General features: G+C 59.6%; 18 protein-coding genes. 3 read left to right on the plus strand and 15 right to left on the minus strand.

The features are described 5' to 3' along the window. Positions 1–165: 165 nt before the first annotated feature. On the minus strand, positions 166–1,230 hold the full coding sequence (locus ACYZT8_RS08795; protein ID WP_461957903.1) for an ABC transporter substrate-binding protein: 1,065 nt from the start codon (positions 1,228–1,230) through the stop codon (positions 166–168). 349 nt (positions 1,231–1,579) lie between these two features. Here ACYZT8_RS08795 and ACYZT8_RS08800 point away from each other — a divergent pair, with 349 nt between their 5' ends. Further along, positions 1,580–2,293, plus strand: coding sequence for a UTRA domain-containing protein (locus ACYZT8_RS08800; RefSeq protein WP_461980373.1), 714 nt, complete (start codon positions 1,580–1,582; stop codon positions 2,291–2,293). A 124-nt stretch (positions 2,294–2,417) separates the two neighbouring features. Here ACYZT8_RS08800 and ACYZT8_RS08805 read toward each other — a convergent pair whose 3' ends face one another. From ACYZT8_RS08805 to minC, 8 genes are all read right to left on the minus strand, one after another. After that, the gene (locus ACYZT8_RS08805; RefSeq protein ID WP_461980375.1) at positions 2,418–4,583 is read right to left on the minus strand and encodes a mechanosensitive ion channel family protein; all 2,166 of its coding nucleotides are present in this window, start codon (positions 4,581–4,583) and stop codon (positions 2,418–2,420) included. A 78-nt stretch (positions 4,584–4,661) separates the two neighbouring features. Then, positions 4,662–4,838, minus strand: a complete 177-nt coding sequence (locus ACYZT8_RS08810) for a hypothetical protein (protein ID WP_165557498.1) — start codon at positions 4,836–4,838, stop codon at positions 4,662–4,664. A 264-nt stretch (positions 4,839–5,102) separates the two neighbouring features. After that, positions 5,103–6,392 carry a M18 family aminopeptidase gene (locus ACYZT8_RS08815; RefSeq protein ID WP_461980377.1) on the minus strand — a complete coding sequence of 430 codons (1,290 nt, stop codon included), beginning with the start codon at positions 6,390–6,392 and terminating at the stop codon, positions 5,103–5,105. A gap of 76 nt (positions 6,393–6,468) precedes the next feature. Then, positions 6,469–7,575 carry a hypothetical protein gene (locus ACYZT8_RS08820; protein ID WP_461980379.1) on the minus strand — a complete coding sequence of 369 codons (1,107 nt, stop codon included), beginning with the start codon at positions 7,573–7,575 and terminating at the stop codon, positions 6,469–6,471. 50 nt (positions 7,576–7,625) lie between these two features. Next, the gene (locus tag ACYZT8_RS08825; protein WP_030131660.1) at positions 7,626–8,261 is read right to left on the minus strand and encodes an RluA family pseudouridine synthase; all 636 of its coding nucleotides are present in this window, start codon (positions 8,259–8,261) and stop codon (positions 7,626–7,628) included. A 90-nt stretch (positions 8,262–8,351) separates the two neighbouring features. Beyond that, positions 8,352–8,606, minus strand: a complete 255-nt coding sequence (gene minE, locus ACYZT8_RS08830) for a cell division topological specificity factor MinE (RefSeq protein WP_007898843.1) — start codon at positions 8,604–8,606, stop codon at positions 8,352–8,354. Continuing rightward, the gene (minD, locus tag ACYZT8_RS08835) at positions 8,606–9,418 is read right to left on the minus strand and encodes a septum site-determining protein MinD (protein WP_131062423.1); all 813 of its coding nucleotides are present in this window, start codon (positions 9,416–9,418) and stop codon (positions 8,606–8,608) included. Before minD ends, minE begins: the two co-directional genes overlap by 1 nt. A gap of 191 nt (positions 9,419–9,609) precedes the next feature. After that, positions 9,610–10,347 carry a septum site-determining protein MinC gene (minC, locus tag ACYZT8_RS08840; RefSeq protein WP_461980381.1) on the minus strand — a complete coding sequence of 246 codons (738 nt, stop codon included), beginning with the start codon at positions 10,345–10,347 and terminating at the stop codon, positions 9,610–9,612. A 118-nt stretch (positions 10,348–10,465) separates the two neighbouring features. Between minC and ACYZT8_RS08845 the strand changes: the two genes are divergently transcribed. Continuing rightward, positions 10,466–11,398, plus strand: coding sequence for a lipid A biosynthesis lauroyl acyltransferase (locus tag ACYZT8_RS08845; protein ID WP_461980383.1), 933 nt, complete (start codon positions 10,466–10,468; stop codon positions 11,396–11,398). A gap of 36 nt (positions 11,399–11,434) precedes the next feature. Then, the gene (locus ACYZT8_RS08850; protein ID WP_461980385.1) at positions 11,435–12,607 is read left to right on the plus strand and encodes a patatin-like phospholipase family protein; all 1,173 of its coding nucleotides are present in this window, start codon (positions 11,435–11,437) and stop codon (positions 12,605–12,607) included. Positions 12,608–12,723: 116 nt separating this feature from the next. Here the strand turns inward: ACYZT8_RS08850 and ACYZT8_RS08855 are convergent, their stop codons facing one another. The 6 genes from ACYZT8_RS08855 to alc all read right to left on the minus strand — a co-directional run bounded on the left by ACYZT8_RS08855 (position 12,724) and on the right by alc (position 19,332). Continuing rightward, positions 12,724–13,509 (minus strand): outer membrane protein OmpK, encoded by a 786-nt coding sequence (locus ACYZT8_RS08855; protein ID WP_461980387.1) that lies wholly within the window; start codon positions 13,507–13,509, stop codon positions 12,724–12,726. 375 nt (positions 13,510–13,884) lie between these two features. Next, positions 13,885–14,670 carry an outer membrane protein OmpK gene (locus tag ACYZT8_RS08860; protein WP_461980389.1) on the minus strand — a complete coding sequence of 262 codons (786 nt, stop codon included), beginning with the start codon at positions 14,668–14,670 and terminating at the stop codon, positions 13,885–13,887. 109 nt (positions 14,671–14,779) lie between these two features. After that, the gene (locus tag ACYZT8_RS08865; RefSeq protein ID WP_461980391.1) at positions 14,780–16,132 is read right to left on the minus strand and encodes a nucleobase:cation symporter-2 family protein; all 1,353 of its coding nucleotides are present in this window, start codon (positions 16,130–16,132) and stop codon (positions 14,780–14,782) included. 214 nt (positions 16,133–16,346) lie between these two features. Continuing rightward, positions 16,347–17,639: a urate hydroxylase PuuD gene (locus ACYZT8_RS08870; RefSeq protein WP_461957913.1), complete on the minus strand. Its 1,293-nt coding sequence runs from the start codon at positions 17,637–17,639 to the stop codon at positions 16,347–16,349. A 50-nt stretch (positions 17,640–17,689) separates the two neighbouring features. Next, positions 17,690–18,193, minus strand: a complete 504-nt coding sequence (locus tag ACYZT8_RS08875; RefSeq protein WP_008005655.1) for an ureidoglycolate lyase — start codon at positions 18,191–18,193, stop codon at positions 17,690–17,692. 143 nt (positions 18,194–18,336) lie between these two features. Continuing rightward, positions 18,337–19,332: an allantoicase gene (gene alc, locus ACYZT8_RS08880; protein WP_392890317.1), complete on the minus strand. Its 996-nt coding sequence runs from the start codon at positions 19,330–19,332 to the stop codon at positions 18,337–18,339. Between the last annotated feature and the right edge of the window lie 17 nt (positions 19,333–19,349).

Raw genomic sequence — 19,349 nt, forward strand, 5'->3', positions numbered from 1 at the left:
CGAAACAGATGATTCAGGTACGCAACCAATCCCCCTGTGGGGGCGAGCCTGCTCGCGATGGCGGCGTGTCAGTCAACATATTTGCTGAATGTAAGTCCGCTATCGCGAGCAGGCTCGCTCCCACATTGGATCTCCAGTGGATCTCCAATGTGGGGATTTGCAGGATTACTTCATTTCGACGAGGACTTCTTCGTTCCACTTCTGCGGCAAAGCCTTGGAAGTCTTTTCCCACGCATCCGCGTCTTTGATCGGCGTGACCTTTTTGTACTGCTCGTTCGGCAGCAGCTTGGCCTGGACGTCAGCCGGCAGCTTGATGTGTTCGGCACGGATCGGACGGGCATTGCCTTTCGCCAGGTTGATCTGACCGGCATCGCTGAAGATGTATTCGCGGGTCAGCTTGGCGGCGTTCGGGTTCTTCGCGTATTTGTTGATGATGGTGGTGTAGCCGGAAATCACCGAGCCATCGGAGGGGATCAGCACCACGTAGTCATCCGGGTTGGCCATCTTGGCTTTGTAGCTCAGGCCGTTGAAGTCCCAGACCACGCCGACTTCGATTTCACCCTTTTCCATCGTGGCGATGGTCGGGTTGGCCATGGACAGGCGACCCTGCTTGGCGATATCTGCGAACAGCAACAGCGCTGGTTGCAGGTTCTTCTCGTCGCCACCGTTGGCCAGTGCCGCGGCCAGTACACCGTTGGCGGCCTGGGCGGCGGTGCTGACGTCACCGATGGAAACTTTGTATTTACCGGTTTTCAGATCAGCCCATTTGGTCGGGGCTTCGGAGCCGTGCAACAGCTTTTTGTTGACGATGAACGCGATGGTGCCGGTGTACGCCAGCGCCCAGTTGCCGTCCTTGTCCTTGGCCCAGTCCGGGATTTGGTCCCAGGTGCTTGGCTTGTAGGGTTGCACCACGCCTTGCTTGACCGCGATCGGGCCGAAGGCTGCGCCGACGTCGCCGATGTCGGCGCTGGCGTTGTCTTTCTCGGCGGCGAACTTGGCGATTTCCTGCGCCGAGCTCATGTCGGTGTCGATGTGTTTCAGGCCGTACGTCTTGGCCAGGTCTTCCCAGGTGCCTTTCCAGTTGGCCCAGTCATCGGGCATGCCGACGCTATTGACCGCGCCTTCCGCTTTCGCAGCGGCTTCCAGGGTTTTCAAATCATCAGCGGCCATGGCGGCGGTGCACATGGCAATGGTCGAGCCTAACAGTGATGCCAGGAAAAGCTTTTTCATCCGAAGCTCCTTTGGGCGTTTTCAACGCTGCGATTGCGGTTGTGTTGGTCTAGGTCAGCAATACCTGAGCCAATTTAGGCGCCGCTGATGACATTTTGATGTCGACGATCGGTAGGCCTATATTTTTTACACGGTAATGCTCAGGCTTCCGGGTAAGCGTAGACCATGCCTAAAAGGCTGATACGAAAGGACTTGGCTGTGATTTTGCAGGTGTCAGGCGCAACCGTTCGGCAACTTTGTCATCTGCCAGTCACAAGCAGTGCCTAGGCTTGCAGGGAGTTGATGGAGCCGGTTTGAATCACGGTTCTGCCCCGAAACAGTGCTGGTCTAGTCCAGATAGGTAACGTTGATGCGCATCGAGACCACCAAAGCGGTGACAGCCATCGGGCAGGTTCTGCAAGAACAGCTCGACCATGGCCTGTTGGCGCCCGGGAGCAAACTGCCGGCTGAGCGCAAGCTCAGTGAGTTGTTCGGTACCACGCGGATTACCGTGCGTGAAGCATTGTTGCAGCTGGAAGCCCAAGGGCAGATTTATCGGGAGGAGCGTCGTGGCTGGTTCGTCTCGCCACCGCGTCTGGCTTACAACCTGATGCAACGCAGTCACTTTCACGCCATGGTCAGTGCGCAGGGGCGAGCGCCGTCTACCGAGGTGATATCGGCGCGGTTGCAACCGGCGTCGGCAGCGGTATGCGCGTGGTTGCAGTTGCCGGCGTTGTCCAGCGTGATCCAGATTTGCCGGGCGCGGCGCATTGACGAGCGGCTGGTGTTGTACGTGGAGCACTACCTGAATCCGCAATATTTTCCGGGGATTCTGGAGTTCGATCTGAATCAGTCGATCACCGAGCTGTACGCCCGGCATTACGATTTGCACTACGGTCGGGTGCGTTTCGAGATCGTGCCGACGGCCTTGTCGGTGGACGCGGCGGCGGCATTACGGGTATCGGTGGGGAGCCCGGGGTTGCGGATTGCCCGGGTCAATTACGATCAGCATGAGCGGTTGATCGATTGTGATCTGGAGTTTTGGCGGCATGATGCGATTCATGTCGGGGTGGATGTGGTTTGACTGGGCTGGTCATCTGCACGACCGTGTCGACCCCATCGCGAGCAGGCTCACTCCCACATTGGAATGCATTTCAAATGTGGGAGTGAGCCTGCTCGCGATGGGGCCCGGACAGCCACCCTATTAATCAAGTTGCAGACACATCCTTCTGAGGGCCGCCACCGGCCGTAATCACCTGCACACTCATCCGCGGTGTCGCCAGATCCATCCCCGCCTCATCCAGATGCCGCTTCAGCGACAAGTTGAATGCCCGTGAAACTTCCCACTGCTTGATCGGCGCAGTCTTGAACCGGGCACGCAGAACCGCGTTGCCGGACTCGAAGCTTTCGACGCCCTGGATCTCCAGTGGCGACCAGATATTGCGCCGTTGCAGCGGGTCGGTACGCATCTTCTGCCCGACTTCGCGCATCAATTTGATCGCCTCGTCGATGTCCATGCTGGCGGGCACTGCCACCCGGAAGATCGCGTAGCCGAATTCCCGGGAGTAGTTCTTGATGCTTTTGATTTCGCTGAACGGAATGGTATGCACGATGCCGTCGATGTCCCGCAGGCGCACGGTGCGGATGGTCAGGCCTTCAACGGTGCCCAGGTGGCCGCCGACGTCCACGTAGTCGTCGATGGCCAGGGAGTCTTCGATGATGATGAACAGGCCGGTGATCAAGTCCGCGACCAGCGACTGCGCACCGAAACCGATGGCCAGGCCGATCACACCGGCACCGGCCAGCAGTGGCGTGACGTTCATGCCCATGTTCGCCAGCGCGACAATCAGCGCAATGATGAAAATCGCCACGAACAGCACGTTGCGGATCAACGGCATCATGGTCTGTGCACGGGCGTTGGCCAGGCCTTTGCGCGAACGGGTGAGGGCGTGATGCACGGCAGTGTCGCTGAGGATCCAGATCAGCCAGGCAAAAATCAGCGTACCGGCGAGGCTGAACAGTTTGACGCTGACTTCGTGGCCTTCGCCTTCGGTGAACGCGATCAGCGACATGCCCCAGACACGCAGGCCCAGTTCGATGAAGAACAGCCACACCAACAGATGGGCGAGGGTGTAGAAGAAGCTTTTCAGGCGTTCCGAATACAGCGCATGACGCTTCACACCCCGTTGCGGTTTCAGCGCATGTCGGCGCACCAAGCCGTTGATGACCATGCACAGCACCAGCAACACGGTACAGATCAGCGCCTGGCGCAGTGCGGTGCTGGTGTCGCCGGCCGAGACAAACGTGGCGAACAGCGAGATGGCCACCAACACCAAGGCCGGCACGTACCAGAAGGTGCCGAGAATCTCTATGGTGTCGCTGAGTGCGCGGCGCGTCAGGCGTCGGGACAGCGGCTGGTTGCGGATCAGGTGAGCGATCGGCCGGCGGAAGCGCAGGATGAACAACCCGGTGGACAGCGCGGCCAGCACGTTGGCGACGGTGGCGGCGGTGTGCGCGAGGTGACTGCCGAGGCTGGCGACCAGGCGCGGATCACTCAGTGCTTCACCGAACGCGGCGAAACTGCCGATCAGCCACAACGGCCGAAAGGCTTGATGCCGCAGGATGTACAAGGCGCGGTGGCGATGCGGGCCGTCGAGCAGGGAAAACGCGATCACGCAGATCGCCGAGAAACAGGTGCCGACCACCAACGCATAGGCCAGCACCATGGCCAGGCTTTTACCCAGTGACGAGGGCAGGGCGTAGCTCATGTAGACCGTAATGACCAAGGCAATCAGCCACGGCCCGAGTTTGCGCAGGGCGAAGCGCAACATGTCGAGGGCCTTGGGGTGTTGCGGCAGTTCTTCGGTCAGGCCGAAACGCATGCGCACCCGGTGACCGACCCAGATCAGCGCAGCGGCCAACAGACTCCAAACCATCAGAATCATGGCGAAGGCAAAGATGATCGGCAGCCACTCGTTGGCCGGCAGCATCAGCGCCACGAGTTCGTCCTGAGCCAGTCCAAACTCTTCGGACCAGCGCGTGAGCGGACTGCCGGCCCCGGAGAACTGTTTTTCGAAGTTGGCCAGCGTGCCGCCGATCAGTCCAAGTACGCCTTGTTCCGCGGTCGGCTGAGCCTTTTTGGTGACATCGCGCAGCTTCTTCAGGTCCGCCAGCAATTTGGTGCGCTGCTGATCGTTCTCCAGCGACTTGATGACTTCGTCCAGCGATTGACCCAAAGGTTCTTGCGCCTCTGGCTGTTTTGCCGAGCTGTTGAGCAAGCCCGGCAAACCGACCGCCTGGGCAGGCGCCATCGGCAGCAGCGTCATCAGGCAGACTAGGAAGAGACACGGCAGGGCGAAAAGACGAGCGAACACTAGGCGGTCAACCTTGGGATGAGCAGATCGGCCGAGTGTACGAGCCCGTCAAAATCAATGCGAGCCAAGGGGGCGGATTTATTCGTTGAGTTTGGCGAGGATCTTGAACACCACGGTGGCGAGGATCGTCAGCATGCCGATCCACATGGCGAACACGCCGGCGTTTTTGTCGCGGAAATTGAAGCCGATTGCCAGCAGGATCATCCCGGCAAGAATGGGGATCAGCATGGCGTGAAATGCAGACATCGAGATCATGGGCGACTGCCTTGTCGAAGGGTATGGATTAAGTCTAGGTGGCTTTTGGGCGACCGGTGGTGATGTGGGTCAGAGATAAATCATGAATGCAGCGCGAACATTGTGGCGAGGGAGCTTGCTCCCGCTGGGCTGCGAAGCAGCCCCAAACCGGGTTATCGCGATCCATCAGTCAGACCGCACTCGCTGGGTTTACGACTGCTGCGCAGCCGAGCGGGAGCAAGCTCCCTCGCCACAGGAGCATTCCAGCCATTCATTTGCGCGAAATTACGGCAATTCCTGGCAGGCGTAGAACGCGCTCAGCACTTTGACCAGGTGGGCCAGGTCATGGCTGCCGCACAGTTCCCGGATCGAGTGCATGGCGAACGTCGGCAGGCCGATGTCCACGGTGCGCACGCCCAGGTGGCTGGCGGTGATCGGGCCGATGGTCGAGCCGCAGCCCATGTCGCTGCGCACCACGAAGCTTTGCACCGGTACTTCTTCAGCCATGCACAGATGGCGGAAGAACCCGGCGGTTTCGCTGTTGGTGGCGTAGCGCTGGTTGCTGTTGACCTTGATCACCGGGCCGGCGTTGAGTTTCGGACCATGGTTGGCGTCGTGCTTTTCCGCATAGTTGGGATGCACGCCGTGGGCGTTGTCGGCCGAGACCAGCAAGGATTTCTGAATGGTGCGCACGAACTCGTCACCTTCAGGCAGCAGACGACGCAAGGTTTGCTCAAGCATCGGGCCATCGGCTCCGCAAGCCGAGCAGGAACCGACTTCTTCGTGGTCGTTGCAGACCAGCACGCAGGTTTCGTCGGATTCAGCGGTCAGCAAGGCTTGCAGGCCGGCATAGCACGACAGCAAGTTGTCCAGACGCGCACCGGCGATGAAGTCGCCATTCAGGCCGATAACGGCAGCGCTTTGGGTGTCGTAGAAGCTCAGCTCGTAATCGAGCACCACGTCGGCATTCAAGCCATGCTCGAGCGCAAGCTGATTGGTGAGCACGGCGCGGAAGTCCACGCGCTCGTCACCGGCAAATTGCGCGAGGATCGGCGGCAGTTCGGTCTGGGCGTTGATGGCCCAACCCATGTTGGCTTCACGATTGAGGTGGATCGCCAGGTTCGGGATGGTGGCGATCGGCGCCTTGAAGTCGATCAACTGGCTCTCGACCTTGCCGTCGCGGCGGAACGTCACGCGGCCGGCCAAGGACAAATCGCGGTCAAACCACGGCGCCAGCAGCGCACCGCCGTAGACTTCGACGCCCAGTTGCCAGAAACCCTGGCGCTGCAGTTCCGGCTGGGGTTTGACCCGCAGGCACGGGCTGTCGGTGTGGGCGCCGACCAGGCGAATACCGCCATGCAACGGCGAATGACGCCCCATCTTGATCGCGACGATGGACGAGTCGTTACGGGTGACGTAGTAACGACCGTTGGCTTCGGTGGTCCAGGGCTCGCGCTCGTCAAGGCGTACAAAGCCGGCCGCTTCCAGACGTTGGACAAGGCTGGCAGTGGCATGGAACGGGGTAGGGGAGGCCTTGAGGAAGTCGATCAGGCCTTGGTTCAACTCTTCGCGCATAAGAAGCTCCAGACAGCAATGGGCGGAAGTTTAACGTATTGGCTGGAGCCTTTGGGCATGACGTGAACCGGTCACGTCATCTGGCAGCCGCTACCCTCTTTTTCAGGTACTTCATGATGATCTGCTCATCTTCAGGCTTTTCAGGCTTGGGCAGCTGCCGGGGCCAGGCGTTCTGATGAGTCTCCAGCAGCTTTTTCTGACGAGACTGGTCCCAACGAAGAATCTCCCGCGAGGCACATTCCCACCATTCGTGTCGGCAGGCCGTGTAGTACGGGTGATCAGGCGCTGCGCTGCCGTAAAGCAGATCGCGGCCGACCTTTCGCAGGGCGCCACTCTGGTTGCGCAGCTTCCATTTGATTTTCAGCCGCTGCCAGGCCGAAGGGACGGGTTTGACGCGCGGCACGTCCCGGCACAGTTCCACTAACGCTTGGCTGAACTGCTCGCCATGCTGAGAGAAGAAATACGCCTGCATCGCGTGGAAGAAGCGTTTTTCCGCGAAGTAGTGATAGATGTATTTTTTCGCTTCATGAACCGGTTTGTCACGCATCGCGAACGACAGGGCGATCTGCTCGATGGTGTGGATATCGAAGCCGTCCCGGGTCCATTCGTCGATGAATTTGATCGACTCTTCGAACAGGGCGGTGTCGCGATCGGTCACGCCACACAAGCCGCTGTTGTACAGCTTGAAACCGTTGTCTGCGGAGATGCCGTGAGCGCGCAGGCAACCGCCGAGTTTCACATACTCGGGGCGTTCACATACGTCCTGCCAGTCGTACTCGAAGCGATCCATCAAGTAGTGCTGCGGCTGAATCTGTTTGAAGATCAGGTTCGGGTCGCTGGTGAACAGCGTGTCGGTATCGACGAACAGGGTTTTTTCCGCAAGCGTGAGACCGGCGGCAATCGCGCAGGCCTTGCGGCGATGGTGATAGCCGTTTTCGCCTTGCCACAGGGTCAGGGTTTCCTGAGTCAGCGTGACCGTCTCGACCGGCCAGTCGGCGTAGTCCTGAGGACGATCCGTGAGGATTCGAATGCTCGGGAGCTTGCCGTTCTTCGCATGGGACAGCGCGGTCAAAATACTGAACTTGGCTTCGCGCCGGTAAACGTCCTGGTTGCCATAGATCAGGTAAAGCAATTGGTGTCGGGTTTTCTTGACGGGTGTTGCCAGGAATTCGGTACAACTCATCGGGATGGGTATCCTTTTGCTAAAGCAGGCGACTGCGTGTCAGGCAGTGCTTAAAACGGTGCCGGGCATTCGAAGCGCAAGCGTTCACCGGTTTGCGGATGGGTGAAGCTGAGCATGCTGGCGTGCAGGCACAAGCGCGGCCAGGCGGCCAGGGCCTGTTCGTGGGCGTAGAGCCCGTCACCCAACAGCGGGTGGCCGATCGAAAGCATGTGCACGCGCAACTGGTGGGAGCGGCCGGTGATCGGCGTCAGTTCGACGCGGCACCAGTCGCCACAACGTTCCAGCACGCGCCAGAAGGTCAGGGCGTGTTTGCCGAACTCGTGGTCCACGACATGGCGTGGCTTGGTCGGCGGATCGTAGCGCAAGGGTAGGTCGATACTGCCGCTGTCCAGTTCCGGTTGTCCCCAGCACAGGGCGGTGTAGGCTTTTTCTGTTTCGCGGTCGTGAAACTGCCGAGACAACTCGCGATGAGTGTCCGGGTCACGGGCCAACAGGATGATGCCGGACGTTTCCCAATCCAGGCGATGGACGATTCGTGCTTCCGGGTAGCCGTTTTCTTGCAGGCGGGTGATCAGGCAATCCTTGTTGTCATCGGCCCGGCCAGGCACAGAGAGCAACAGGGTCGGTTTATCCACCACCAGTACGGCGGCGTCCTGATGGATGATGCGGATGTTGGACAACGGCATTAAAACAGCCTCGTAACAAACGCCAACGGCGGCTCAGGCCCCTTCCAGTGACAGAAGGGCCCTGAGCCGCCGTGGCTCCCGCTGGATCGACTAGCGATCCGGCAGGGTGATATTGAGTTCCAGAATCGAGCAGCTGCCCTGGTTTTCCAGCGCTACGTGCACGTCGTCGGACCCGATATTGACGTACTTGCGGATCACTTCCACCAGTTCCTTCTGCAAGGCTGGCAAGTAATCCGGCGTACTGCGCTGGCCGCGTTCATGCGCCACGATGATCTGTAGACGCTCTTTCGCTACCGACGCGGTGCTGACCTTTTTGCTGGCACGAAAGAAGTCAAAAAGATTCATTATCTACCTCCAAACAGGCGCTCGAAGAAGCCTTTCTTCGTCACATCGAGAAAACGATGTTCCACGGTTTTGCCCAGCAGACGATCGACCGCATCGCTGTACGCCTGACCGGCGTCGCTCTGGTCGTCGAGAATCACGGGCACGCCCGAGTTGGAAGCCTTGAGTACCGCTTGGGATTCCGGAATGACACCCAGCAGGGCGACAGCCAGGATTTCCTTGACGTCTTCGACGCCCAGCATCTCGCCATCGCTGACGCGTTGCGGGTTGTAGCGGGTCAGCAGCAGGTGTTCCTTGATCGCTTCTTCGCCTTTTTCAGCGCGGCGCGATTTGCTGGCCAGCAGGCCCAGCATGCGGTCCGAGTCACGTACCGAGGACACTTCCGGGTTGGTCACGATAATCGCTTCATCAGCGAAATACATGGCCAGGTGGGCGCCTTTCTCGATGCCGGCCGGGGAGTCGCAGACCACGTATTCGAAGTCTTCTTTCAACGCCATCAGGACTTTTTCCACGCCTTCCACCGTCAGCGCGTCTTTATCGCGGGTCTGACTGGCGGCCAGGACGTAGAGATTTTCCAGGCGTTTGTCTTTGATCAGGGCTTGTTGCAGGTTGGCTTCGCCGTTGACCACGTTGACGAAGTCATACACCACGCGACGCTCGCAACCCATGATCAGGTCGAGGTTACGCAAACCGACGTCGAAGTCGACGATAACTGTTTTGTGACCACGCAGTGCGAGGCCGGTACCGATAGCGGCGCTGGTGGTGGTCTTACCCACACCACCCTTGCCGGATGTAACCACTAGAATCTTGGCCAAGGTGTTTCACCCCTAAGGAAAAAGGACTTTTAGCCCCTGAAAAACATCTCTTGTAAAACTACTGCAGTCGGACAGCCTTGGCTGGAATCCGGTCCAGAACAGCGATAAACACTGCGTTTGGCCTTTTTCCTACTTCGTTTGAGCCGTTTTCGCTACGTTTTAGAGATGCTTGGAAAATGCGGCAGTATCCGTTAAAGCCGAATGATGTTCAACACGTCGCCTGACAGGCTGACTTGCACGCCCGCGCCCCACAAAGGGTCACGACGCAAATCCTCGGAAACCTTGTAGTGACCGGCGATGGAGACCAGTTCAGCGCTCATTTGCTGACAGAAAATCCTGGCTTTCGTGTCGCCTTTGACCCCGGCCAACACGCGACCACGCATCGGGCCGTATACATGGATGTTCCCATCGGCGAGAAGTTCCGCACCCGGGCTGACCGACGAGATCACCACCAGATCGCAACCCTGGGCATAAATCTGCTGGCCACCCCGTACTGGCGACGTGATGATTTTTGTCGGTTTGATGGTCGGCTCAGGCGGCTTTTCCGGCTTTTTCTTGACGGCGCCTTCGAGCGGGTCCAGAGGCCGCTCACGGGCGCCAGACGGCGGCAGCACCGGCAAATCGACCGCAATGGCGGCGGCGATGTCTTCGATGCGGCTGGCACGGATCGCCAGGGTGCGCAGGCCATGCTGGCGGCACACGCGCATCAGGCCCGGCAGATCAACGGCGCCTTCACTGGCCGGGAGTTTGTCCAGGGCCAGCACCAGCGGCGCGTTGCTAAAGAAATTAGGCGCCTGGGCAACCTTGGCGGCCAGTTGCCGATCAAGGCTCTCGAGGTCGTTGCGGGCCAGCTCCAGCACGGTAATGGCGAGCATGCTGCCCTTCAACTGGAACACGGGATCGTGGTCTTGCGGTTCGATTTGGCTCATGGTCGGCATACAACGGCTTGTCACTAAAAGTGCCGAGACTTATAACGAGAACGCCCGCAAGCCGCAAGCCGGGTCGAACGATGTAGAATGCGCGGCCATTGTCTTTCCGGAACCTTTAATGGATCGCCCGCGTTTTCGAAAAACATTTCTTATGCCGCGTTTCTGGCCGCTGTGGTGTGGCTTGGGGCTGTTGTGGCTGATTGTTCAGTTGCCGTATCCGGTGTTGCTGTTTATCGGTCGCCTGCTCGGTTCACTGATGTATCGGCTGGCCGGCGACCGACGGCGCATTGCCAAGCGCAATCTTGAGCTGTGTTTCCCTGAAAAAACCGCTGCCGAGCGCAAGCACCTGCTCAAGGAAAACTTCGCGTCTACCGGCATCGCATTCTTTGAAATGGCCATGAGCTGGTGGTGGTCGCGTCAGCGTCTGGCGAAGCTGGCCCATGTCGAAGGGCTGGAACATCTGAAAAAAGCCCAGCGCGAAGGCAAGGGCGTGATCCTGATGGCGGTGCATTTCACCACGCTGGAAATCGGCGCGGCGCTGTTGGGGCAGCAGCACACCATCGACGGCATGTACCGCGAACACAAGAATCCTTTATTCGACTACATCCAGCGCCGAGGCCGCGAGCGGCACAACCTCGATTCGCTGGCCGTGGAACGCGACGACGTGCGCGGCATGCTCAAACTGCTGCGGGCCGGTCGTGCGATCTGGTACGCACCGGATCAGGACTACGGCGCCAAGCAAAGTATTTTTGTGCCGCTGTTCGGGATTCAAGCTGCGACGGTCACGGCCACCAGCAAGTTTGCCCGGCTGGGCAAGGCGCTGGTGGTGCCGTTCACCCAGGAGCGTCTGGCGGACGGCAGCGGCTATCGGTTGATGATTCACCCGCCGCTCGAAGGTTTCCCGGGTGAGACCGAAGAGGCTGATTGCCTGCGGATCAATCAGTGGGTCGAAGGCGCCCTGCGCGAGTGCCCGGAGCAATACCTCTGGGCCCATCGGCGCTTCAAGAGCCGTCCACCGGGCGAGCCGAAGTTGTACAAAAAACGCGGCTGAGCCCCTGATCCCTTTTAAGCACCATGGAGTGTTGCGATGAGTCCTGCTGAACCGGTTACAGGGTTGATTCTTTCCGGCGGCGGGGCTCGGGCGGCATATCAGGTAGGCGTGCTGGCGGCGATTGCCGAGTTGCTGCCGCTGGGCGCGGCAAATCCGTTTCCGGTGATCGTCGGCACCTCGGCCGGGGCGATCAACGCGGTCAGCCTCGCCAGTGGGGCGATGGACTTTCGAGGCGCGATCGAGCGCCTGACTGCGTTCTGGCAGGGCTTTCGCAGTCATCTGGTGTTGCGCAGCGACTGGCCTGGCGTGATCAGCCAGGCCAGCCGTTTTGTCAGCCACAGTTTGCTGGGCATCGGGGCACAGGTTCCGGTGGCCTTGCTCAACAGTTCGCCGCTGCGCGGTTTGCTCAACGACAAACTGCACATGAACGGCATCGCCGAAGCCATCGCCCAGAAGCAGTTGCAGGCGGTGGCGGTCACGGCGTTCGGTTACGAGTCTGGGCAAGCGGTCACGTTCTACCAGGGTGGCGGCACCATCGATGCCTGGTTGCGCCATCGGCGGATCGGCGTCCCTACGCAATTGACCGTCGATCACTTGCTGGCCAGTTCAGCGATTCCACTGTTGTTCGCACCGGTGAAAATCGGCGAAGAGTATTTCGGCGACGGCGCGGTGCGCCAATCAGCACCGATCAGCCCGGCCCTGCACCTGGGCGCCAGCCGAGTGCTGGTGGTGGGCGTCAGCGGCAACCCGCGAGGGGTCGATCCGGAACAGCCGCTGCAACGCGCCTACACCGGTCAGCAGCCGACGCTGGCGCAGATCGGCGGACACATGCTCAACAGTACGTTCATTGACAGCCTGGAAAGTGACATCGAGTTGTTGCAACGTCTGAATCAGTTCAGTCACTTACTGCCCGATGGCACGCCGGCGCGCGCGTTGGGCGTGGCGCCGGTGGAGGTGTTGGTGATTTCGCCAAGTCAGCCGATCGATGAGATTGCGGCGCGGCACCGGCAGGAATTGCCGGCGGCGTTACGCCTGTTTCTGCGCGGGCCGGGGGCGACCAAGACGAGCGGGGCGGGGGTGCTGAGTTATCTGCTGTTCGAGGCGGGGTATTGCAGCGAGTTGATTGATCTGGGGCGGCGGGATGCGTTGGCCAAGCGCGGGGAGTTGTGCCGGTTTCTTGGGTTGTCGGAGCCGGTGGTTTCGGCCTGAGATCGGCGGTGTTGCTATCGCTAGCAGGCTAGCTCCCACAGTGGATCTTCAGTGTCGCTCGGATCAACTGTGGGAGCTAGCCTGCTAGCGATGGCGTCCTTACAGACGCCGCCGGATCAGAAGTGAACCTTGACCAGGAAGCTGGTCACGCTCTGATCAGTCTTGAAACCCTGGCTGTCTTCGATGCCGTACTTGTTTTTCCAGTAATCGTACTCGACGCCGACGTACAACTGCTTTTCGCCCAGGTTCAGTGCCTTGCCCAGGTCGTATTTGACCTGCGGATTGAAGTGCAGGTTGGCGTGATATTCGCCTTTCTTGTTGACGTCGTTGTCGACCACCCAGTCCATGAAACCGTCGATCAGGATGTTCGAATCGCCAACGGGAATGGTGTAGGACCAGACCGGGGTGATCTGCCAGATATCGTCACCCGGACGGTCGCCTTCGGTGTGACGGTTGTAGAAGTTCAGCTGGAAGTAGTCGAAACCAGGAATTGCCAGGTCGAAACCGGGACCGATCAGGTAGGACTCGGTATCGTTTTCACCGAACTCATACGTCATTGCCAGCAGTACGTCTTTGACCGGGCCGAATTCGAATTTTTGGTCGAAGATCTTGTTGAACGACAAGCGCGGGCTGAATTCGCCGTAGTAGGTGTTCTCACCGGCGAAGGCGTCTTCCTTGCCGTTGTAGAAGATCTTGTCGATGAAGAAGAAGTTGTCGCCGTATTTCCAGCCATCGGCGTGTTCGAAGGTCACCGTCTGCTGAATGCGCGGGTTGACCTGGAAGTCCTTGCCATACAAGTAAGTCAGGCTGTTGTTCTGCCATTGCAGCAAGTCGCCGGCCATTGCCTGGCCCCCGGCCAGTAACGATCCCGCCAGCATCAGGCTAGTGCACGTACGTTTCATTCGGTTGCTCCCAAAAAGTAGGTGTTCCACGTTATTTTTCTAAGGTCGACGCTCTGGTGTGGCGCCTTTTTCTTTAGCTGTAAAAAATCATCCATCCGGTCAGCTTTAGTGCTGTTAGCAAGAGCTGAGCCAAGGCTTTCGAAAAGCCAAAAAACTCCCGCTCGGCTGCTCAAGAGCAGTCGATTGAGAGGGGTTTTGGAGTGCCTTGGTACCGTCCAGAGCCGGGATAAGTTGGCTTTCTGGTCAGGAATTAAATCCGGGCTTTTTTTTAAAGCGGATTCAGGCGGCCGCGGAGAATACTGACTCCTTGGCCTGGTCTCAAGTGCCCCGCAACAGCGCACCGACGACAGGTGTGGAGCACGGTTGCGGGCCATCTTAAAAGTGCACCTTTACCAGCAGGCTGGTGGTGTTTTCATTGGTGTCGAAGTTGCCGGTGTTTTCAATGCCGTACTTGTCTTTCCAATAGCTGTACTCGACGCCGACGTACACCTGTTTCTCCCGCCAGCCCAGGGCCTTGCCCAGGTCGTACTTTATCTGTGGGTTGAAGTGCAGGTTGGCGTGGTAGGTGCCGTGTGAGTTCTGGTCGTTATCCACGACCCAGTCGATGTAGCCGTCGATCAACAGGCTCGAGTTGCCCAATGGCAGGGAATACGACCAGGCCGGCGTGATCTGCCAGACATCATCGCCGGGGCGCGAGCCTTCGGTCTGGCGATAGTAGAAGTTCAAGGTGAAAAAGTTGAAGCCCGGAACCTTGAGGTCGAAACCGGGGCCGATCAGATAGGCCTCGGTGTCGTCTTCGCCATTCTCGTAGGTCATGGCCAGCAACACGTCCTTGATCGGACCGAACTCGAAACGCCGGTCGAGGATCTTGCCAAAGGAGAGGCGCGGGCTGAACTCGCCGTAGTAGGCGTGAACGCCTTTGTTCCGGTCTTTTTCGCCGTTGTAGTAAGTGCTGTCGACGAACAGGAAGTTGTCGCCGTACTTCCAGCGGTCGGCGTGCTCGAACGTCACCGTTTGCTGGATCGACGGATTGACCGCGAAATCCTTGCCATACAGATAGCTCAGGCTGTTGGTCTGCCACAGCAATAAATCGCCGGCCATGGCTTGGCTCGCAGCCAGAAGACTGCCGCCCAACAGCATGTTTGTCTGTGTCCGAATCATCTGTTGCTCCCTCTTGTTTTTATTTTTCAAGGCGCAGGAAACCCCTGCCCCTGTAGGAGCGAGCCGGCTCCGGGCGGCTCGCTCCTACAGGGGGTTGTGCGTTTCTGTCTTAGTGAGCGTGGCAGTCGTTGATCGCCGCGCGTTCGCGGCCGCCAAGAATGTTGAACAGCAAATTCAGCGACAGCGCACTCAACGTCGCCATCGCAATGCCGCTGTGGGTGATCGGACTCATCCACAACGGCAAGTGCGCGAAGAACTCCGGACGCACCACCGGGATCAGGCCCATGCCGATGCTCACCGCCACCAGTAACTGGTTGCGACGATCACCGATGTCGGCTTCCTGAAGAATCTTGATCCCGGTCGCGGCCACCATGCCGAACATCGCAATCGCCGCACCGCCCAGTACCGCTGGCGGAATCGACGCCACCAGGAACGCCGCTTTCGGCAGCAGGCTTAGCACCACCAGCAAACCACCGGCCACGATGGTCACCGAGCGGCAACGCACGCCGGTCATCTGCACCAGGCCGATGTTCTGCGCGAACGAAGAGTGAGTGAAGGTGTTGAAGAAGCCGGCGAAGAACGAGGCGCCGGCATCACACAGCAGTCCGCGGCGCAACATGCGTGGGCAGACTTCCTGGCCGGTGATTTTGCCGAGCGCGAGGAACATCCCGGTGGACTCGACGAAGATAATCACGACCACCAGGCACATGGAAAGGATCGGCGCGAGTTCAAATGTGGGCATGCCGAAATGCAGCGGGGTGACGATCTGCACCCAGGGCGCCTGAGCCATGCCGCTGAGGTCGACCATGCCGATGAGCCCGCAGATGACGTAGCCGAGGCACATGCCGATCAGCACTGAAATATTGACCCAGAACCCGCGCATGAAGCGGTGGACCAGCAGAATGGTAGCCAACACCAGCGCGGCGATGGCCAGGTAAATCGGCGAACCGAATTGAGTGGCGCCAGCACCGCCGCCTGCCCAGTTGACGGCCACGGGGAACAGCGACAAACCGATCGAGGTGATGACCGTGCCGGTTACCAGCGGCGGGAAGAAGCGTACGACTTTGGACATGAACGGGGCGATGATCATGCCGAAAAAACCGGCGGCGATGGTCGCGCCGAAGATCCCTTGCAGACCGATGCCCGGCATGCCGGCCATGGCGACCATGCTGCCGACCGCGGCGAAACTGGCGCCCATCATCACCGGCATACGGATGCCCATCGGGCCGATACCGAGCGATTGCACGATAGTGGCGATCCCGGCCACCAGCAGGTCGGCGTTGATCAGGAAGGCGATTTCTTCACGACTCAGGCCGGCGGCCTGTCCGATGATCAGCGGCACCGCGATGGCTCCGCCGTACATCAGCAGAACGTGTTGCAGACCTATCAGGATCAGTTGCAAAAGGGGCAAACGCTGAATTGCGGGTGCGTCGGGGATGCGCGCTTCGGATAGCTCGGACATGCAACACCTCGGATCTTTTTTATTCTTGTGATTTACAACTGCGGTGCTGCTGCAGCTGTATTCGAATCAGGTGGACCTGTGGCGAGGGAGCTTGCTCCCGCTGGGTCGCGAAGCGGCCCCACTCTCTACCTGAAAAGAATGGGACTGCTGCGCAGTCCAGCGGGAGCAAGCTCCCTCGCCACAAAAGCCCGCTTGTCACAGGCTTTTGTGTTGCTTAGTTGGTCGGAGCTCCCTGAACAATCCACGCGCCGATCAGGTCACGTTCCTGCTGGGTCATCTGGGTGATGTTGCCCAGTGGCATGATCTGGGTGGTGACGGCTTGCGCCTGGATGCGCGCCGCGTTCTGGCGGATCTGCTCGGGGGTGTCGAACATCACGCCGGCCGGTGCGGCACTGAACAGCGGGCTGGTCGGTTTGGCCGAATGGCAGACCGAGCAACGTTCCTGAATCACGCTGTGCACCTTGTCGAAACTCGGACCGGCGTTCGACGCCTGAACCGGGGCTTCAGCAGGTTTCGCAGCGGCCGGTTTGGCACCACCACCGACGGCGGTTTCCGGCAGCGGCTGGTACTCGATGGTGCCAGGCGCCTTGGCCACTTCAGGTGCGCTCGGCATCTGCGCCGGGCCGGTCACGTAAGCCAGGCAGATCATGCCCACTGCCGCAACGGGCAAGGTCCAGGCGAACTTGTGGCTGTCGTGACGGGTGTTGAAGTAGTGACGCACCAACACCGCCAGCACCGCGATCCCGGCCAGGATCAGCCAGTTGTATTGGCTGCCGTAGGTGCTCGGGAAGTGGTTGCTGATCATGATGAACAGCACCGGCAAGGTGAAGTAGTTGTTGTGACGCGAACGCAACAGGCCTTTGGCCGGCAGCGCCGGATCCGGCGTGCGGTTCTCGGCAATCGCCGCCACCAGTGCGCGCTGCGCCGGCATGATGATGCGGAACACGTTGCCGACCATGATGGTGCCGATGATCGCGCCGACGTGCAGGTAAGCACCACGACCGCTGAACACTTTGCTGAAGCCGTAGGCAGCGCCAATGATCAGCACGAACAGGATGAAGCCGAGCAGGGCCGGGCGTTTGCCCAGGGCCGAGTCGCAGAGGAAGGAGTAGACGAACCAGCCGACGAACAACGAGGCAATGCCCAGTGCGACCCCTTCAGGGCCGGTCAGGCTGCTGCCCGGTGCCAGCAGGTACAGCGTCGGATTGGAGTAGAACACCACGCACAGCAGCGCGATCCCCGACAGCCAGGTGAAATAGGCTTCCCATTTGAACCAGTGCAGGTTGTCCGGCATGGTCGGTGGGGCCAGTTTGTATTTTTCCAGGTGGTAGATACCGCCGCCGTGGATCGCCCACAGATCGCCCGCCAGACCACTTTTCGGGTTGACCCGATTGAGGTTGTTTTCCAGCCAGACGAAATAGAACGACGCACCGATCCAGGCCACGCCAGTAATCATGTGAACCCAGCGCACGCTCAGGTTCAGCCATTCCAACAGATGTGCTTCCACAGTCTTTACCTCTCGCCCGTCACTCTGTTGTCGAGTGATCGGACCTTCTCTTATTGGTGGGGGGCAAGGATCAAACGCTCATCCTCTTTGAAAAAATGCTCATCGCAGTTATTGCCTGTGCCACTGCGATCAACCACCAGGAAGTCATCCCGCTTTTCGATCGTCAGCACCGGATGGTGCCAAACGCCGCGATGGTAATTAATGCCCTGCCTGCCGTTGGTGACGAAGGCGCGGACCAAGCCTGATACAGGTTCATCGCCAAGTGGCGCGACCACGATCAGAAAAGGGTTGCCGAGCAGCGGAATGAAAGCCTGGCTGCCCAGCGGGTGACGCTCCAGCATGCAAACGGTCAGCGGCATGTCCTGCGCGTCGGCGCGGAAAATGCTGATGATCGCGTTGTCCTCTGGCGTGGCGGTTTCAACCGTCGCCAGTTTGTGAAAGCGCATGGTCGAACCGTTGTTGATCATGAAGTGATCGCTGCCGTCGGTTTCGATCACGTCACCGAAAGGGGCGAAGGCTTCTTTGGTCAGCGGTTCAATCGTCAGTGTGCGCATGCTGGTCTTCTTTTCGTTGAGTTCTGTTGATCGTTCCCACGCTCCGCGTGGGAATGCAGCCAGTGACGCTCCGCGTCACATCCAGAGCGGACGCAGAGCGTCCAGTGATGCATTCCCACGCAGAGCGTGGGAACGATCTTGTGTTACTTAGCGACCTTGCCCAGGACGCGCAGGCGGCTCACACCACCATCCGGGAACACGTTCAGGCGGATGTGGGTGATCGGGCCCAAGGCCTTGATCTGTTCGGCGAAGGTGTGTTCGGCGTGCATTTCCAGTTTCTGCGCCGGCAGCAATTCGCGCCAGAACAGCGATTGGGTTTCGATCTGGCTGTCGGTGCCGCCCTTCACGAACGCGCCCTGGATCGAGCAAGTGTCCGGGTAGTTGCCCTTGAAGTGCAGGGTGTCGACGATGACTTTCTCGATCTCGCCGGCATGACCCAGCGCCACGATCACCCAGTCATTGCCCGGCGTGCGACGACGTGCAGTTTCCCAGCCGTCGCCCATGTTGATGCCACGGCCCGGGTTGAGGATGTTGCTCATGCGGCCGAAGTGTTCGTCGGAGCAGGCGAGGGCGCGGCCACCGTTCAGCGCTGCTGCCAGGTCAACCTGCTCGTTGTCGCCCACTGCGGACCAGTCGCGGAACGGAATACCGTAGACACGCAGACGGGCCACGCCACCATCCGGATAGATGTTGAAGCGCAAGTGGCTGAACGATTGGTCGTTGCTGATTTCGTGGTAGTGGTGGCTGTTGCCTTGCAGTTCGACGGCCGACAGCACTTCAGTCCACTGGGTGTTTTCGTCCGGCTCGCCCGAAGCGAGGAAGCAGGCTTCCAGGGACGCCGATGGCGGGAAGTTGCCGGTGAAGAATGAAGTGTCGATGTCCACGCCTTTGATCGAACCCGGTACGCCCAGGCGGATCACGGCGCTGTCGTAGCCTTCGAAGCGCTTGCGGCGCGACTCCCAGCCGTCCATCCACTTGCCGTTGTCATCGAACACGCCCTCCTTCCACACAGCAGGGGTCGGCTGGAACAGGCGGTTGGCATCAGCGAACCAGTCATCGGTGACCGAGATGATTTTGGTGCCCAGGCGGGCGTCGGCCAGGTTGACGAACTTCTCGAAAGGTACGGCGTAAGCTTTCATTCTTCTTGTCTGCCTTT

This window comes from Pseudomonas sp. LB3P93 (assembly GCF_054898025.1).

Coding starts and splice junctions, on each gene's coding strand:
- ACYZT8_RS08795 (WP_461957903.1), bottom strand. CDS start 1,230: ATGAAAAAGCTTTTCCTGGCATCACTGTTAGGCTCGACCATTGCCATG.
- ACYZT8_RS08800 (WP_461980373.1), top strand. CDS start 1,580: ATGCGCATCGAGACCACCAAAGCGGTGACAGCCATCGGGCAGGTTCTG.
- ACYZT8_RS08810 (WP_165557498.1), bottom strand. CDS start 4,838: ATGATCTCGATGTCTGCATTTCACGCCATGCTGATCCCCATTCTTGCC.
- ACYZT8_RS08815 (WP_461980377.1), bottom strand. CDS start 6,392: ATGCGCGAAGAGTTGAACCAAGGCCTGATCGACTTCCTCAAGGCCTCC.
- ACYZT8_RS08820 (WP_461980379.1), bottom strand. CDS start 7,575: ATGAGTTGTACCGAATTCCTGGCAACACCCGTCAAGAAAACCCGACAC.
- ACYZT8_RS08825 (WP_030131660.1), bottom strand. CDS start 8,261: ATGCCGTTGTCCAACATCCGCATCATCCATCAGGACGCCGCCGTACTG.
- minE (WP_007898843.1), bottom strand. CDS start 8,606: ATGAATCTTTTTGACTTCTTTCGTGCCAGCAAAAAGGTCAGCACCGCG.
- minC (WP_461980381.1), bottom strand. CDS start 10,347: ATGAGCCAAATCGAACCGCAAGACCACGATCCCGTGTTCCAGTTGAAG.
- ACYZT8_RS08845 (WP_461980383.1), top strand. CDS start 10,466: ATGGATCGCCCGCGTTTTCGAAAAACATTTCTTATGCCGCGTTTCTGG.
- ACYZT8_RS08850 (WP_461980385.1), top strand. CDS start 11,435: ATGAGTCCTGCTGAACCGGTTACAGGGTTGATTCTTTCCGGCGGCGGG.
- ACYZT8_RS08855 (WP_461980387.1), bottom strand. CDS start 13,509: ATGAAACGTACGTGCACTAGCCTGATGCTGGCGGGATCGTTACTGGCC.
- ACYZT8_RS08860 (WP_461980389.1), bottom strand. CDS start 14,670: ATGATTCGGACACAGACAAACATGCTGTTGGGCGGCAGTCTTCTGGCT.
- ACYZT8_RS08865 (WP_461980391.1), bottom strand. CDS start 16,132: ATGTCCGAGCTATCCGAAGCGCGCATCCCCGACGCACCCGCAATTCAG.
- ACYZT8_RS08875 (WP_008005655.1), bottom strand. CDS start 18,193: ATGCGCACACTGACGATTGAACCGCTGACCAAAGAAGCCTTCGCCCCT.
- alc (WP_392890317.1), bottom strand. CDS start 19,332: ATGAAAGCTTACGCCGTACCTTTCGAGAAGTTCGTCAACCTGGCCGAC.